We start from the raw sequence: 17,749 nt of genomic DNA, 5'->3' as shown, positions 1-17,749 counted from the left end.
AAGCTCTATTGTATAATTTAATAATATTCCTCTCAAAAAATTTATTTTTTCAGACGGATCACCTTGCCTTTTTCCGCACTTTTCACGGCAGACTCGAGTATTTCTACAACGATCAGATTGTTCTCTAATGAAGATAAGTCTTGTGGAGAAATTTGTATTTCTTTCCGTACCGCAGCTTTCAGAAAATAGAACGGATCATTATACGGAGTCTTTAATCGAGGAGCAATGACAGAATTTTCCTCTCTATCTGTATAAACCCGCATCTTGACAGGTGTATCTTGATAAATATACCCTTGTGAACCGTAAATGTGCATATCTTTCCTATTCATCGGCCAATTCCATGAACCCATAATCTGAACAGTCGCCGAAGGATACTCAAGTATAATCGTTGCATCATCATCAACTTTAGGATATACATGCGGCTTCTGATGTTTCAAGACCGCATATACGCTGACAGGTTTTTGATTGTCAAAAAACCATGTAGCCAAATTCGCCCCGTAACAACCGAAATCAGTCACCGCACCTCCTCCGTTCAATACCGGATCTGTCAACCACCGGAGAAACTCTTCGCTGCATTTAATCTCGACCGGACCTTGGTGTCCGTCATAAACCTCCATACGGGTTATGTCACCAATAGCCCCCTTGTCCTTTATCAAACGATAAGCTTCATGATTCGTATCATACCACGTGGTTTCATAATTGGTCAACAACAATATACCATTCTTCCGCGCAAGTTCTGCCATACGGTTGGCATGTTTCATACTTACGGCAAGAGGTTTTTCCACCATAACATGTATCCCCCTCGAAGCACACGCTTCAACAACCCTCAAATGATCATAAATAGGCTCATATACAATAACAGCTTCAGGTTGCGATTTATCGAGCATTTCCTCTAAATTCTCATAAAAAAGAGAAGGGTCGACCTTTTTCCGTAACGGAGTTTTTTCTCTAAGAGCTGCATCTCTTTCTGCGACTCCGACAATCTGAAAATCGCCTCTATCGAGCCTGACCAACACTTCATGTAAATGGGAATGAGAAAGACCGGCAATACCCAGCCTCAGCGGAGAGTTATCTTCGGCTCGTAATAAAACGCAACAACAGAAGAACACTAATAAACTTATTGTACGAGGTGCTTTCATAATAATTATGTATGTATTGTAAAATTGAAATCGAATAAAGATTTATCTATATGACGATAAAGTTAACAAAAAACAATAAGTTAAAAAACATTTCCATAAAATTTAAGACGATTCTTATATATTAAGAATGCGAATTCGTATTTTTGTCTTGCAATTTTCAATACAAACAAATGAAAATACGACTTTCTATCTCGGATACAATCAAACAAACATGCCCCGAGTTTACTGCCGGACTTGTCTGTGCTCAAGTAAAAAACAGTTTATATAACGAATCTCTTTGGAAAGAGATTGAAGAGGAAATAACTCAAATCCGACAAGAATACCCTTTAGAAACAATCAATAAACGGGAAACGATACTGGCAACACGGAAAGTATATAAAAACTTAGGGAAAGACCCGAATCGCTATCGTCCTTCAGCTGAAGCTTTATGCCGTCGGTTGACAAAGGGGATGGAATTATATCATATCTCGACATTAGTGGATCTTATCAATTTGGTGTCTATTCGTACCGGATATTCTATAGGAGGTTTTGATGCCGGAAAAATAGAGGGGGACTTTCTGACTTTAGGCGTCGGTAAAGAAAACGAATTATTCCATGCTATAGGACGGGGTATATTGAACATAGAAAATCTTCCGGTATATAGAGATGCAACAGGTCCTATCGGGACACCGACAAGTGACGAAGAAAGGACAAAACTTTCTCCCGATACGACACAAATACTAATCATTATCAACGGATATTCAGGAGAAAACGGTATAGAAAACGCCATAAAGCTAACGACAGATTTGTTAACCCGTTATGCTTATGCCTGCGATATCGAGACCGACTATGTCCGGACTTATTAAGTTCATTCTCCAGCAACGGATGTTACGGGAGTTATTTTTATGCCGACTTCCGTAATTCCGGGAATTACATCATCACGCATTCCCTGTTGAACAGAAATAGAATACCTTCCCTTACGGGGGAAATTAAAATCGGTCTTATAAGAAATCGTCTGCTGGTAGGAAGCTCCCCAACCCGAACCGAACCATTTCCCATACTCATCGGCCAAGACACAATTCAACGTATCGGTAAACTCCTCTCCTGTTTCCGCTTCACAGGTAATAAAAAGCCACAAGTTTCTATAATTGTAATCGTTGGTATAACGCAAAGACAAATCTATGTCATAGGTACTTATCGTATCTTCAATTACCGGAGAAAAACGCTCTATCATACGCTTATCCCATCCCCGTTCGGGAATGTGATTAAACGTATGATACACGTCCTTTGTGGTACAGGAAAAAAACAGTATCGGCAGACAGAATAACAGTATCACCTTACTCAGGTGTACTTCCCGTCCGGTTGTTGCTATTGTTTTTTCCATTATTGTTGTTCCCATTTCGGTTATTATTTCCACGAACTCCGTTTTGAGAAGAAGCAGTCTCCTGTCCGGTTATCGCTCCGGAAGCCTCGTTTCCGTTATTCCTCTTAAAACCCGGTTTCTTTCGACGGCGATTCTGCCCGTTTCCGCCATTATTACCCGACCGCTTTTTACTCTTGTCAAAACGGGTCAGACTATCTTGCCCCACTACATCCTCAAAATCTTTTTTTACCGGTTCTTGGTCGTCCAGAACTTCAAGTTTATCGGGCTTTATACCTTTTTTATTCAACGCAATGACCTCAAAAACCCGGGAAGCATCTACAGTTACCAGATTTGCGGCTATCTCCTTACTTGTCGAATAGGTCATTTGCCGTTTGAATATATCGGTTTTAAAATGATAATAGGTATTGTCCTTCGTTTCGAGAGCAACTTCTCGGGACGGTAATTTTTTTTGTCCTTCGACATAAGCATCGACCTCAAAATTCAAACAGCATTTCAGCTTAGCACACTGTCCCGCCAATTTTTGAGGATTCAACGATATATCCTGATAGCGGGCCGCGCTTGTCGCCACCGATACAAAATTAGTCATCCAAGAAGAGCAACAAAGTTGGCGTCCGCAAGGACCTATTCCCCCGATGCGTCCGGCTTCTTGCCGAGCTCCTATCTGTTTCATCTCGATACGTACCCGAAAAGCCTCGGCCAACACTTTTATCAATTGACGGAAATCGACACGATCATCTGCAATGTAATAGAAAATAGCCTTATTCCCATCTCCCTGATATTCTACATCACCGATTTTCATATCCAGATTCAAGTCTTCAGCAATCTTACGGGCACGCAACATCGTGTCATGTTCTCGGGATTTGGCCTCTTCATATTTTTCCAAATCGTTCGGTTTGGCCTTACGATAAACCCTTTTCAAATCGGGATTATCCAATTTTACCCCATTTTTTTTCATCTGTAACAAAACAAGACGCCCGGTTAAAGTCACCTCTCCGATATCATGACCCGGATTCCCCTCGACAGCCACCATATCTCCTTTTTCAAGATGAATATGGGTGGAATTTTTATAATATCCTTTACGCGTATTCTTAAACTGTACCTCCACCATCTCCGTCTCACTATGAGACTCCGGCAGATCAGACAGCCAATCATAGCACTCAAGCTTATTCGCCCTACATTTTTTTTTCGATATCGGGGTATTCTCGTTATTATTATCTGACGTGTTATTCATATAATCTGTTTTATCAAAAAAAGCTACAGTCAGCACTCAGAATCATAGATTTTGGTGAAGCCTGCAGCCCTAAATATTTATTTGTCGCAGATAAGCCGATCTCTCGTCCTATTTGGCAAAGCTTACCGCACGGGTTTCACGGATAACCGTAATCTTCACCTGTCCCGGATAGGTCATTTCATCTTGAATGCGCTTTGCGATTTCGGTCGACAGGTTTTCCGTTTCGGTATCATCGATCTTATCAGCTCCGACAATTACACGCAATTCACGCCCGGCCTGTATCGCATACGTTTTCAGAACTCCCGGATATGAAAGGGCCAGCTGTTCCAAATCATTAAGACGTTTGATATATGCTTCTACAATCTCACGACGTGCTCCCGGACGTGCTCCCGATATCGCATCACAAACCTGAACGATCGGTGCAAGCAGGCTTGTCATCTCCGTCTCATCATGATGAGCTCCTATCGCATTGCAAATATCGGATTTCTCTTTATATTTTTCCGCTAATTTCATACCCAATAAAGCATGCGGTAATTCCGGTTCTTCATCGGGTACTTTTCCGATGTCGTGCAAAAGGCCTGCACGTTTCGCCTTCTTAGGATTCAACCCTAATTCCGAAGCCATTATAGCACAAAGATTTGCTGTTTCCCGAGAGTGTTGCAACAGATTTTGTCCGTAAGAAGAACGATATTTCATTTTCCCCACTAATCTGATCAATTCGGGATGTAACCCGTGAATACCTAAATCTATAGCCGTACGTTTTCCGGTCTCGATAATTTCCTCCTCGATTTGCTTTCTTACTTTCGCAACTACTTCTTCGATACGGGCAGGATGAATGCGTCCGTCCGTTACCAACTGATGCAATGCCAAACGAGCAATCTCACGACGAACAGGGTCAAACGCTGACAAAACAATCGCCTCGGGAGTATCATCCACAATTATTTCTACACCTGTTGCGGCCTCTAATGCCCGAATATTACGGCCTTCACGACCGATAATACGGCCCTTTATTTCATCTGAATCGATATGGAACACCGTCACCGAATTTTCTATCGCCGTCTCTGTCGCCACTCTCTGAATGCTTTGTATTACAATTCGTTTCGCCTCTTTATTTGCAGTCAGTTTGGCTTCATCCATAATATCATTAATATAAGATGCCGCCTGCGTCTTCGCCTCTTCTTTTAACGATTCGATAAGCTTTTCTTTCGCTTCTTCTGCCGAAAGTCCCGAAAGATGTTCCAAACGTTCAACCTCGGCCTTATGCAAACGTTCCAATTCGGCTTTTTTCTTCTCTACAATTTCTATTTGTGTGTCCAGATTGGCACGTATTGCATCAGACTCAGCTTTCTTTCGTTGCAACTCCTGCTGTTGTTGATTAAGTTGCAGCTCCCGTTGCTTTGCTTTGGCTTCTGCAGACTGCAATTTCGCATTACGTGCATTTGCCTGTTTTTCCATATCTGCCTTCAGATGCAGAAACTTTTCTTTTACTTCAAGCAATTTATTCTTTTTAATTACTTCAGCTTCCTTTGCGGCTTCTTCTATAATCGATTGTGCCCGTGTCTTCAACAAGGTCTTTCCTATTACAAAAACCACTGTCGCACCTACCAGCAAACAAACGAGTCCCGTAATCACCAATGATATAATTTCCATTTGTTCTTATTTAATTATTAAAAAAATGCACCACATCAAAGGCAAAAAATGCCCTGTTGCAGTGCAGGAATATATGTCTCTTAAAAAATAAAATCTACTTCTGGTTCAAATAGCTATCCAACTCTTCATCTATTTCCCGAACAATTCCGGTAAAAATCTCAACATCCCGTGTCTCCCTCAGCCTTAGATATGCATGAGATAAATCAATAGCCGTCATCGCTAAAAAATCAAATATCGATTTCGATTTATCTTTGCCAAACTGCTCTCTATAAGTAGCCAGCTTTTTATTTACCAATGCAGCCGCTTGTCTCACAATCTCCTCATCTTCTCTCCTAATATTCAGAGGGTACTTGCGCCCGGCTATTTCTAAGTGAATTTTAAATTTATCGTTCATAGCATCTATTCATTTAACAAAGAGATGCATTTATCGATTTCCCGCACCAATTTACCAAACCTGTTCCGTGCTGCTTTAATATCGCTCTCACCGAGAGCCAGCCCTCTTGCAGTCAGTAAATCCTGATATTTGATACTCATCTCATCCAAATCCCTCTGCAAGGTTGCAATTGTGCTTTTCTGTTCTTCAATGCGTTTTTCCAATTCCTCTTTTTCGCGCTTCAGAACATTACAACGTCTCATCAACTCTTGTATATGAGCCCGCAAAGTATCCAGTACCCGCTTCGGATTGTCCGCCATTTTATATCAAATTCTATACAAATATAGAGATTCTGATCGAATATTGAAATATATCCGTAGTTATTTTTAATGATATATATGATTTTATTCCGATCCGATTTTATTTTTTGGATCGGAATAAAACAATTAATAGATTATAATTCAAGCATTTATCTTTTTAATATAACTGCCGAAGAACGAGGCAAATTTATTTTATTTCCGGAGATTGAGGATATTCCGGCCTCATCGATCTTTCCATCTAAACAAACAATTGTCCAATTCCCGTCCGGAATAGAAATTTCTTGAAGAGAATTATTACCATTAAAAGCGACAAATATTTCGCTCCAAATATCCCCTGCAGCTTTCCCATTCAACCGATAAGCTATAACATTTTCCGGCAAATGTTCTTCAAAATGTAAATTTGACTGTATATCGGTTGTCGTAACCATACGAAATGCAGAATGTTTTTTTCGAAGAGCGATCAATTTTTTATAATAATCGAACAAATCATAATATATCGATTTATTTGCCCAATTAATTTGGTTGATAGAATCTGGAGATTCAAAAGAATTATGTACCAGTTTTTTACTTCTGAAAACCTCTTCCCCATTAAACATAAACGGAATCCCTTGGGATGTAAATATAATAGTCTGCGCTAATTTATCATATCGAATCAAATCAGACTCGGAAGTATTTTCAGGTAAAGAAACAATAAGTTTATCGACCAGACACAGATCATCATGACTCGACACATAATTTATAGATTGCGACGGATACAAAGCATACGGCGATGTAGAATAATTTATCTGACTATAATCGATTTGGGGATGCTGAGTAGCAGCAACAATACCGAATTTTACACTTTCTTCCAACCCTAATTTTCCCGTAGCAAACCCTCGATTTTCATCTTTCTTAAAACTACCTTTCACTGCATCACGCACATCATCATTAAACACAGCAATGCCCGGCATTTGAGGTGCATTTGTTTTCATTGCCCGTAGCTCCTGAGGATAAGGAGATGGTCCGGCAGTCCAACCTTCACCGTAAACAAAAATGGAAGGATCAATTCGATTTAAAGAATCCCTGAGCATGTTCATCGTTTCCAGATCATGAATTCCCATCAGATCAAAACGGAAACCATCGATATGGTACTCTTTTACCCAATACAGAGCAGATTGAACGATATATCGGCGTACCATTTCTCTTTCTGATGCCGTTTCGTTTCCACAATACGAAGCATCCGAATAAGTGCCGTCAGGATTATGCCGGTAATAATAACCGGGGACCGTCAAGTTAAAATTCGAACCGTCAGTCACGTAAGTATGATTATATACTACATCCATAATTACCCGAATACCATTTTTATGTAAAACCTGTATCATCTGCTTCATCTCACGGATACGGGTTTCGGGCTTATAAGGATCTGTCGAATAAGATCCTTCAGGCACATTATAATTTTTAGGATCATACCCCCAATTATATTTATTTTCATATAACTTTGTTTCATCGATAGAGCCGAAATCAAAAGAGGGTAAAAGATGAACATGTGTAATACCCAGTTCTTTTAAATGATCTATTCCCGTTTTCAAACCTTCAGGGTTCACAGTTCCCCGCTCGGTGAGAGCAAGAAACTTACCCTTATTTTTAATACCGGATGTCGAATCGATCGAGAAATCCCGATAATGCATCTCATATAAAATAATATCCGTGAAGTTTTTTAACGGTGGCCGTATATCTTTATCCCAACCTTCAGGATCTGTATCTTGCATGCGTATAATTGCCCCTCTGTTGCCATTCACCCCGACAGCCTTTACCCAAATTCCGGGAGTCTCGGAAAGCCATTTTTCATCTTTTAATATCCGGTAAGTATAATATTTGCCATAAAGCTCCTCAGAGACAACCGCTCTAAACACTCCTGTATCAACATCTTTATCCATAGTGATTATTCTCTCAGGATCTCCATTCTCTCCATTATCATATATCCTAATCTGGACAGCTTCTGCTGTAGGAGTCCATAATACAAAACGTGTTTTGCCATCTGCTACGGTTACTCCCAAATCATCCCCCACATAAGCCGGATAATCTTCATAACTCTTATAAGCAGATTGTCGGTGATTACAACTGCTAATTACGAACATAAAAATCGCAAATAAAGAAAACGTGAACCACTTCATTGACCTACCAATTAATTTAAGAACACAGATCCATACTTTTATCTATAAAATCTTTAACGTTATAACATATTATCCAATGAAATAGTTTAGCTATTTATATCTTTGCAATCTATTAAAAAATTATCATGCAATATGAAAATTCTCTGGATAGATTTAAACAGTTCTTACGCTCATGCTTCCCTGGCATTACCGGCAATTCATGCACAAATAAAGGGTAACCCGGATATCGAATGGGAAATCGTATCTTGCACTATCAATGAGAATATAGGCATGATCGTAAAGAACGCCGCAAAATGCAAACCCGATATTATTGCAGCAACCGCATGGCTATTTAACAAAGAGATATTATTGCATATTATTTGCAGACTTAAAGCTTTACTGCCCAATAGCAAAGTCATACTAGGCGGACCTGAATTTTTAGGAAATAACAAAGATTTTTTACTTTCAACACCATTTGTCGATTGTGTATTTCGAGGTGAAGGAGAAGAAAACGTCCCACTTTGGCTACAAATATGGGATAAACCTGAAAAATGGAATATGATAGAGGGGATTTGTTTTCTCGATTCCCAAAAACAGTATATAGATAAGGGAATAGCCCGCGTACAGTATTTCGAAAAACTGATTCCCCCCGAAGAAAGTAAATTCTTTAATTGGGAAAAACCGTTCGTACAATTAGAAACTACCCGAGGCTGTTTCAACACTTGCGCCTTCTGCGTAAGCGGAGGGGAAAAACCCGTACGCACTATCAATACAGAACAAATCCGAAAGAGATTGCAAATAATACAGCAACATAAAATAAAAAACGTCAGGGTACTGGACAGGACTTTTAATTATAACAACAAACGCGCTTTGGAATTATTGAAGCTTTTCCGGGAATTTCCGGAAATTCGATTCCACCTCGAAATTCATCCGGCATTACTGACCAACGAACTGAAAACCGCATTAGCAGATATGCCGACAGGTTGTTTACACCTTGAAGCCGGAATACAGAGTTTGCATGAAAATGTACTTATGCAAAGCCGACGATCAGGAGATTTACAACGCTCTCTCGAAGGGCTGAGATATTTATGTTCTTTAACCAACATGGAAACACATGCCGATCTGATAGCCGGACTTCCGCTATATAAATTAGAACAAATATTCGAGGATATCCATGTCCTCACCCATTTCAGAGCCGGAGAAATTCAACTCGAATCATTAAAAGTCCTACCCGGGACAGAAATGCGAAAAAGAGCTGAAGAATGGGGTATCCGCTATTCTCCTTATCCTCCATACGAAGTATTGGAAACGAATGAAATAACCGCCGAAGAATTACAATACGCAAGACAATTATCCCGGTTACTCGACGGTTACTACAACACTCCTGTCTGGCAAAAGATCACACGCCAATTAATATTATCAGAATCCGGATTTTTAAAAAGTTTTTTGAACTTTCTTATCGCTTCCGATGTAATAGACAAGCCTTTAAGTATAGAGAAAAGAGGTCTGCTCCTTTATGATTTCTGTAAACAGGTATATCCCGAATATACCGTCCACGTATCTGTTGCATGGATTATTGCCGGACTTTCCTTAAAAAAAGCTCCTGCGGAAAAAGTCATGACAAAACATCAAAATCCCCCGTCTGCATGGAATATTTTACAAGGGAAATATAAAGATTCCCTAAAACTTTGCCGCTTACCACACAAAACGGGTAATTATTGGTTCGGATTCGAACCTGAAACACAAATTCATGTGCCGGTCTTTATCGCCGAAAATTAAAGTTTTACAGATTTTTATATTATAGACGTTTTTAAGAAGAACTTACATTCTTTACCGTTTATATTCTCTATATTTGCAAACAATCAATAAATGCGGCACATGGAGTTAAAATATAACAATATCGATTACCTAAATGAATCGATTTCAGTTTTACCCCAAGAAGACAAAGAGAAATTAAAATCTATATTATCGGAAAATTTCTACAAAAAAGGAGAAATTATCAGCAGTGTAAAAGAGATCGAAGAGCATATATATATTATCTCCCAAGGCGGAGCCAGAGTTTTTTATCTTAAAGACGGGAAAGAAATTACTTTTTCATTCGCTTTTGATCAAGACTTGATCCTCTGTCTCAATTCGCAAATCAATAAGCCCGAACTGCCTAAAATCATCGAGTTCCTCGAAGATTCTCATGTAATAACCATAAATATCAATTTATTTTCACAGCCCTTAAAAATAAGAGATATTACAACAGCACAACGTATAAACCGCATTCTGCTCGATTACAGCTATTTCCTGGAAGAAAGAATCATTAATTTACAATGCAGAAGCGCCCGCGAAAGGTATGAATGGGTCGTGACGCGTTACCCTCGTTTATTACAACGAGCTACATTAGGACAAATTGCCTCGTTCTTAGGAATCACCCAAGAAACGATCAGTCGGATACGTTCCGAAAAATACCCACTTTGATTAAATTAACCAATATGTTAATTTTAATAGGTTAAAATCGTTAATTTAACACGGCATTTAACGAGATTTACAATCTTAAAAGAATTATTTTTGACATATATCAAAATACAATTCCTTTTATCACGGTACATTTGTACCCAGATTTAGATTGTTTAATTTTTAAGGTATGAAAGTTGATAAATTTGTATGTGGAAGTTAATTCCGCACCAACAGATAAAATAGGTATTAGATATATATAAATATGAAAATTCGAAAAGCTATGATTATTCAATCACAACGAGTAATTTTATCGACAGCAATATGCTTGTCACTTTTTTCATGCGGTAAACAACAACAGAGTGGATTTAACATGGTAAAGGAATTTCCTGTAACCACTTTACAGCCGGAATCAGTAGAACTGAATACTTCCTATCCGGCAACAATCAAAGGTCGTCAGGATATAGAAATCAGACCTAATGTCAGCGGATTCATTACACAACTTTGTGTAGATGAAGGTGCAACCGTTCATAAAGGACAACTTCTATTCGTGATAGATCCCGTCCAATATCAAGAAGCAGTTAAAGTTGCCGAAGCAGCAGTTAAAGTTGCTGAAGCTAATGTAGCTACAGCCCAACTAACGGCAGACAACAAAGCGGAACTGGCAAAAAAGAACATTATCAGCGAATATGACAAACAAATGGCATTCAACACTTTAGCCACTCAAAAAGCAGCGCTGGCGCAAGCAAAAGCCCAATTAATCAATGCCAAACAGAATTTATCATATACTAAAGTTGTCAGTCCGTCTAACGGTGTTGTCGGAACGATTCCCTTGCGTGTGGGAAGTTTAGTGAGCCCTGGTTCGGTAACTCCATTGACAACCGTTTCCGATAACTCTGAGATGTTTGCCTATTTCTCATTAAACGAAAAGCAAATTCTCGAATTGGCACGTGAACATGGAGCAAACAACTTAGTACAAAATCTTCCGGAAGTTCAACTAAAATTATCTGATGGAACTTTGTATAATCAAAAAGGGAAAATCGCCACAATCAGTGGAATTATAGATCAGTCAACAGGGACTTCCAACTTGCGTGCAGCATTCCCAAACCCCGACCAGTTGCTTCGTAGCGGGAATACGGGAGACATACTTGTTCCGATAAAGCTCGATTCTGCCATCTTAGTTCCACAAGCTGCGACATACGAAATGCAAGATAAACGATTTGTGTATATCGTACAAGATGACTCTACCGTAAAAAACACGGAAATAAAGATACTGAATGTAAATGACGGAAAAAACTTTGTAGTAACATCAGGACTAAAAGCAGGAGACAGAATCGTTCTTGAAGGCGCAGGAACACTAAAAGACGGTGCTCAAATAAAACCGATCTCACCCGAAGAAGCTGCTGCTAAACTGAAAGCAATGACACAAACACAAACTGCCGGGAAAAATAAATAATAAATTCATAAACAGTATATAAAGATATGAAGCTAGATAAATTTATAAACCGCCCTGTGCTTTCGACGGTTATTTCCATTTTGATAGTCATTTTGGGAATATTAGGGTTGGTATCCCTGCCTATCACGCAATATCCGGATATTGCCCCTCCTACCATACACGTATCCGCAACTTATACGGGTGCTAATGCACAAACGGTACTGAACAGTGTGATCGCCCCTCTGGAAGAACAAATCAATGGAGTGGAAAACATGATGTACATGACGTCTACCGCCTCAAATAACGGAGATGCAGGCATTGATGTTTACTTCAAACAAGGCACAGATCCCGACATGGCTGCGGTAAACGTACAAAACCGTGTTACCAAAGCGCAAGGATTCTTACCTGCAGAAGTTACTCAAATCGGTGTGACGACACAGAAACGCCAAACCAGTATGTTGTTGGGATTCGCTATTTATAGTGAGGATGACCAATATGATATAAAATTCCTTGAAAACTACGCAAATATCAACATTATACCTGAAGTAAAACGTATTCCCGGTGTCGGAGATGCAATGGTAATGGGTGCAGACTACTCTATGCGTATTTGGCTGAAACCGGATGTCATGGCACAATATAAATTGATGCCGACCGATGTATCTGCCGCCTTAGCAGAACAAAATATAGAGGCCGCTCCCGGTCAGTTCGGTGAAAACGGAGACCAATCGTTCCAATATGTGATGCGATATAAAGGGCGTTTACAAACTGAAGAAGAGTTTGGAGACATCGTTATCAAAGCTACTGAAAACGGAGAAATCTTACGGTTAAAAGATATTGCTACAATTGAACTTGGCCGATTGACTTATGGTTTTAATAACCGCGTTAACGGTCATACGGGTGTAACCTCTATTATTTTCCAAACCGCCGGATCGAATGCAACCCAGATCATCAAAGACATAGAAGCCTATCTTGCCCAAGCGGAAAAACAATTCCCGGCAGGAATAAAAACCGAAGTATTATTAAATGCCAATGACTTCCTTTTCGCCTCTATCGAAGAGGTTATCAAGACTTTAGTCGAAGCGTTTATTCTCGTATTCTTTGTAGTATACATATTCTTACAAGACTTCCGTTCTACATTGATTCCGGCTATTGCTATTCCGGTAGCCCTCATCGGAACATTCTTTGCTTTGTACCTGATCGGATTCAGTTTGAACTTGTTGACTCTATGTGCTATGGTGCTTGCCATTGCGATAGTCGTCGATGATGCGATAGTCGTCGTCGAGGGCGTCCATGCGAAACTCGACCAGGGATATAAATCATCCCGTAAAGCTTCCATCGACGCTATGAGTGAATTAGGTGGCGCTATCGTTTCTATTACATTGGTAATGATGTCCGTGTTTATTCCTGTAAGTTTCATGGGAGGTACATCCGGAACTTTCTACCGCCAATTCGGATTGACTATGGCCATAGCTATCGGGTTCTCAGCTATCAATGCATTGACTCTTAGTCCGGCATTATGTGCTTTGTTTCTGAAACCTCATCAGAAAGAAGGAGAAAAGAAAATGAGTCTAATAGACCGTTTTCACACTTCTTTCAACACGGCATACGACATCGTACTTAAAAAATACAAACGTCAGACTTCGTTCTTTATAAACCATAAATGGCTTTCTATGGGAACAGTAATTGCCAGTGTTATAGTGCTGTTTTTCTTAATGAAATCTACACCGACTGGTTTGGTTCCAAATGAAGATACCGGAACTATTTTCGCCATGGCATCTATGCCTCCCGGAACATCTATGGAACGTACCGATGCCATGATGCAAAAAGTAGACAGTATAATCGCTGCTATCCCTGCCGTAAAAGGACGAACTCAAATTACGGGATATAACTTTGTAGCCGGGCAGGGAAATTCTTATGGATCAATCATCGTCAAATTAAAAGACTGGAAAGAACGCAGTGCAGAAGAAAGTTCTGATAACATTATCAAAATGCTATACGGAAAATCCGCTCAAGCTTTTAATGAAGGACAGATCCTCTTCTTCGCTCCCCCTATGATTCCGGGTTATGGAGTAAGTAGCGGTTTCGAGTTCAATTTACAAGACAAAACCGGAGGAGACCTGAACGATTTCTTTAAAATCGCACAAAATTTCCTCGCTAAACTGAACGCACGTCCGGAAATTGCAGCCGCACAAACATCATTCAGTCCGGTATTCCCTCAATATATGATCGATATCGATGCCGCCAAATGTAAACAAGCCGGTATCAGCCCAAGAGATATTCTCATTACATTACAGGGATATTACGGAGGTTTGTATTCCTCAAACTTCAACCGTTTCGGTAAATTATACCGTGTTATGATTCAAGCCGATCCGCAAAGTCGTATCAGTCCGGAAACACTAAATAGCATCAAAGTGCGCAACGGTAACGAAATGGCTCCGATCACTCAATTCGTAACATTAAAGAAAGTATACGGCCCGGATAATATCACACGTTTCAACATGTACACTTCTATGAAAGTAAACGGATCTCCTGTTCCCGGAGTCAGCTCAGGAGATGCAATCAAGGTTATAGAAGAAGTCGCCGCAGAAACATTACCTGTCGGATATGGATACGAATTCTCTGGTATAACGAGGGAAGAACAAAGTACAGGAGCTAATACCACTGTAATAATCTTTGCTTTATGTCTTGTTTTCGTATATCTGTTATTGAGTGCCCAATATGAAAGTTATATTCTTCCGTTGGCAGTAATACTTTCTATACCGTTCGGATTAGCGGGAAGTTTTATTTTCGCCCAAATGATGAGTGTAGAAAACAATATTTATCTGCAAATCGCTTTAATCATGTTGGTCGGATTGTTGGCAAAGAATGCCATTCTTATCGTCGAATTTGCTCTTGACCGTAGAAAAACGGGTATGAGTATCGTCGATTCTGCGATACAAGGAGCAGCAGCCCGTTTACGTCCTATTCTTATGACCTCCTTGGCAATGGTTATAGGGCTTCTTCCTATGATGTTCGCTCACGGTGTAGGTGCAAATGGAAACAGTACGCTGGGAACAGGAGCTGTAGGCGGTATGTTCATCGGTATGGTTTGTCAGATCTTTATCGTACCTGCTCTTTTCGTTATATTTGAAATAATACAGGAAAAATTCAAACCTATCGAATGGCACGATACGGATAACAGCGAGATCGAGGCAGAGATTGAACAATATACCAAATAAAGGTTTTCACATTAAAGAAAAGAAAATGAAGAAACAAATAATTTTATATACTGTATGTCTGGCAGCCATGATGAGTAGCTGTCACATATATAAATCCTATGATCGTCCTGAAGTGGACACACAAGGGTTGTATCGAGATCCGGTATCAGATAACGATACTCTCGCTTCGGATACGACCAACATGGGCAACTTACCTTGGGAACAAGTCTTCACCGATCCCCAATTACAAGCTCTCATCCGATTAGGGTTAGAACAAAATACAGATCTACAAAGTGCAATACAAAACGTAAAAGCTGCTGAAGCGGGACTCTTGTCGGCAAGGATGGCTTATGCTCCTTCTCTTGCAATTGCACCACAAGGAGGAGTCAGCCATTTAGAAGGATCTAAAAGAAGCTGGACTTATACGCTCCCTATATCTGCAAGCTGGGAGGTCGACTTGTTCGGGAAACTTCTTAATTCAAAGCGAGGCGCCAAAGTAGCTTTATTACAAAGTAAAGCTTACAAACAGGCTGTACAAACACAGGTAATAGCAACAATCGCAAACTGCTACTACACATTACTGATGTTGGACAAACAATTGGCTATAACTGAAGAAACTTCTATCATCTGGGATAAAAGTATCGAGACCATGCGGTCGATGAAAGAAGCCGGAATGGTCAATGAGGCGGCAATTGTACAGAGCGAAGCTAACAGTTATATGATTAAAGCCTCAATATCTGATTTGAAACAGCAGATCAGGGAAATAGAAAACACGCTCTCTCTAGTCCTTAAAGAAGCTCCTCAGAAAATCAAAAGAGGAACGTTAGAAGAACAAAAACTTCCCGAAGTACTTAATTCCGGAGTTCCTATACAGCTATTAGCTAACCGACCCGATGTAAAAGCCGCAGAAATGTCGCTTGCCGGAGCTTATTACAGTACAAATCAAGCGCGATCGGCTTTCTATCCGCAAATTTCTATAACGGGGACATTAGGATGGACAAACAGCGTTACGGGAATGCCGATTTTCGATGTTCCTAAAATGATCATGTCTGCTCTTGGAACGCTGACTCAACCGCTATTATATCGGGGCGCCAATTTAGCAAGACTTAAAGCAGCTAAAGCTCAACAAGAGATCGCAGCCCTCAACTTCCAACAATCTATACTAAATGCAGGAAGTGAAGTCAGCAATGCCCTCTACCAATATCAAGCAGCTAACGAGAAGGCCATCCAACGGGAAAAACAGATAAATTCCTTAGAAAAATCGGTCGAATATACACAACAATTGCTAACTTTAGGAACTTCTACTTATCTAGAAGTTCTTACGGCACAGCAATCATTGTTAAGCGCCCAATTATCCGGAATATCGGATGAGTTCCAACGCATACAAGCTGTCGTAAATTTATACCACGCCTTAGGTGGAGGACGAACAGAATAAATTAACCCTAAATTCCATGTAATATGATTAGTCCATTAGCTTATATCGATTCAAGCGCAAAAATCGGGAAAAATGTCACTATTCATCCGTTTGCGTACATCGATAAAAATGTAGAGATCGGTGACAATTGTACGATTATGCCTTATGCCAGTATCCTGAATGGAACTCGTATGGGTAATAATAATATTATTTACCAAACTGCAATTGTCGGAGCTGCACCTCAGGATTTTAAATTCAAAGGTGATGAAACTCTTTTGATCATCGGAGACAATAATACAATTCGGGAAAAAGTCATTATCAACCGTGCAACCAATAAAGGAGATAGTACTGTTATTGGTAATGGAAACTTTCTACTGGAAGGTGTACATATCGCCCATGATACCTATATCGGGAATGACTGTATCTTAGGAAATGGTACTAAAACCGCAGGAAATTGTAAACTCGATGATAAAGCAATATTAGGAAGCGGCGTTATTTTGAAACACGGATGCCATGTAGGTAGCTGGTCACTTTTACGGGACGGTTGCCGTGCCAACAAAGATGTACCTCCTTTTATTGTCGCTGCTCACAATCCGATTACTTATTATGGAATCAATGCGGTATTGATGTCTAAAGCCGGAGGATTTAAGGACAATATAGTAGATGATATTGCGAAAGCATATCGTCAAATATACCAATGCGGCACAAGCCTCGAGAATGCTCTTCTCAGAATCAAGGAATTGATTCCTGAAAGTCCGGCAATCAAATATTTGATCAATTTCATTGAAAGTTCCGATAAAGGAATTATCGGTATCACAATTTGATTCTGTTAAAAACAAGTGATAAAGGAAAAGCGGAGAAATAAATTTTATTCTCCGCTTTTCTTTATCATATAAAAAACAAACAAGCATTTTATCTATAAAAAAGCTGTCTACATCTATTTATGTTGTCGAAACACTTAAAGAGAAATATTTTCACGGACGAACACAAAACATATAATAAGATGAACCACAAAATTCTATTTACCTTATTCGGATTGTTTTGCTGTAATAT

General features: G+C 39.7%; 14 protein-coding genes. 7 read left to right on the top strand and 7 right to left on the bottom strand.

What is annotated here, in order from left to right:
• Positions 1–41 precede the first annotated feature (41 nt).
• On the bottom strand, positions 42–1,139 hold the full coding sequence (locus tag AC1WHX_RS03945; protein ID WP_122338164.1) for a Gfo/Idh/MocA family protein: 1,098 nt from the start codon (positions 1,137–1,139) through the stop codon (positions 42–44).
• A gap of 170 nt (positions 1,140–1,309) precedes the next feature.
• Here AC1WHX_RS03945 and AC1WHX_RS03940 point away from each other — a divergent pair, with 170 nt between their 5' ends.
• Complete coding sequence (locus AC1WHX_RS03940; protein WP_122338165.1) at positions 1,310–1,984, top strand: B3/B4 domain-containing protein; 675 nt, start codon at positions 1,310–1,312, stop codon at positions 1,982–1,984.
• 2 nt (positions 1,985–1,986) lie between these two features.
• On the opposite strand, the gene AC1WHX_RS03935 is transcribed toward AC1WHX_RS03940, so the two are convergent.
• The 6 genes from AC1WHX_RS03935 to pulA form a co-directional block, all read right to left on the bottom strand.
• Positions 1,987–2,502: a gliding motility lipoprotein GldH gene (locus tag AC1WHX_RS03935; RefSeq protein ID WP_481228866.1), complete on the bottom strand. Its 516-nt coding sequence runs from the start codon at positions 2,500–2,502 to the stop codon at positions 1,987–1,989.
• The gene (locus AC1WHX_RS03930; RefSeq protein ID WP_278584283.1) at positions 2,456–3,733 is read right to left on the bottom strand and encodes a PSP1 domain-containing protein; all 1,278 of its coding nucleotides are present in this window, start codon (positions 3,731–3,733) and stop codon (positions 2,456–2,458) included. The genes AC1WHX_RS03935 and AC1WHX_RS03930 overlap by 47 nt, the downstream gene beginning before the upstream one ends.
• 108 nt (positions 3,734–3,841) lie before the next feature.
• A complete protein-coding gene (gene rny / locus AC1WHX_RS03925; protein ID WP_009318823.1) occupies positions 3,842–5,383 on the bottom strand; it encodes a ribonuclease Y in 1,542 nt (513 codons plus the stop codon).
• A gap of 94 nt (positions 5,384–5,477) precedes the next feature.
• The gene (locus AC1WHX_RS03920; RefSeq protein WP_022390894.1) at positions 5,478–5,777 is read right to left on the bottom strand and encodes a cell division protein ZapA; all 300 of its coding nucleotides are present in this window, start codon (positions 5,775–5,777) and stop codon (positions 5,478–5,480) included.
• A gap of 5 nt (positions 5,778–5,782) precedes the next feature.
• Positions 5,783–6,076, bottom strand: coding sequence for a hypothetical protein (locus AC1WHX_RS03915; protein WP_022390893.1), 294 nt, complete (start codon positions 6,074–6,076; stop codon positions 5,783–5,785).
• A 149-nt stretch (positions 6,077–6,225) separates the two neighbouring features.
• On the bottom strand, positions 6,226–8,229 hold the full coding sequence (pulA, locus tag AC1WHX_RS03910; RefSeq protein ID WP_122338167.1) for a type I pullulanase: 2,004 nt from the start codon (positions 8,227–8,229) through the stop codon (positions 6,226–6,228).
• Between the two features lie 132 nt (positions 8,230–8,361).
• On the opposite strand from pulA, the gene AC1WHX_RS03905 reads away from it, so the two are divergent.
• The 6 genes from AC1WHX_RS03905 to lpxA all read left to right on the top strand — a co-directional run bounded on the left by AC1WHX_RS03905 (position 8,362) and on the right by lpxA (position 17,520).
• Entirely contained in the window at positions 8,362–9,987 is a 1,626-nt protein-coding gene (locus tag AC1WHX_RS03905; protein WP_122338168.1) for a B12-binding domain-containing radical SAM protein, read from the top strand.
• A gap of 99 nt (positions 9,988–10,086) precedes the next feature.
• A complete protein-coding gene (locus tag AC1WHX_RS03900) occupies positions 10,087–10,674 on the top strand; it encodes a Crp/Fnr family transcriptional regulator (protein WP_122304249.1) in 588 nt (195 codons plus the stop codon).
• A 241-nt stretch (positions 10,675–10,915) separates the two neighbouring features.
• A complete protein-coding gene (locus AC1WHX_RS03895; RefSeq protein WP_122338170.1) occupies positions 10,916–12,106 on the top strand; it encodes an efflux RND transporter periplasmic adaptor subunit in 1,191 nt (396 codons plus the stop codon).
• Positions 12,107–12,132: 26 nt separating this feature from the next.
• Positions 12,133–15,303 carry an efflux RND transporter permease subunit gene (locus AC1WHX_RS03890; protein WP_481228865.1) on the top strand — a complete coding sequence of 1,057 codons (3,171 nt, stop codon included), beginning with the start codon at positions 12,133–12,135 and terminating at the stop codon, positions 15,301–15,303.
• 25 nt (positions 15,304–15,328) lie between these two features.
• Positions 15,329–16,717, top strand: coding sequence for a TolC family protein (locus AC1WHX_RS03885; RefSeq protein ID WP_122338175.1), 1,389 nt, complete (start codon positions 15,329–15,331; stop codon positions 16,715–16,717).
• A 23-nt stretch (positions 16,718–16,740) separates the two neighbouring features.
• Positions 16,741–17,520, top strand: a complete 780-nt coding sequence (gene lpxA / locus AC1WHX_RS03880; RefSeq protein ID WP_278584295.1) for an acyl-ACP--UDP-N-acetylglucosamine O-acyltransferase — start codon at positions 16,741–16,743, stop codon at positions 17,518–17,520.
• Positions 17,521–17,749 lie beyond the last annotated feature (229 nt).

This window comes from Coprobacter sp., from assembly GCF_982436375.1.
This window is presented reverse-complemented; position numbering and strand designations above follow the sequence as displayed.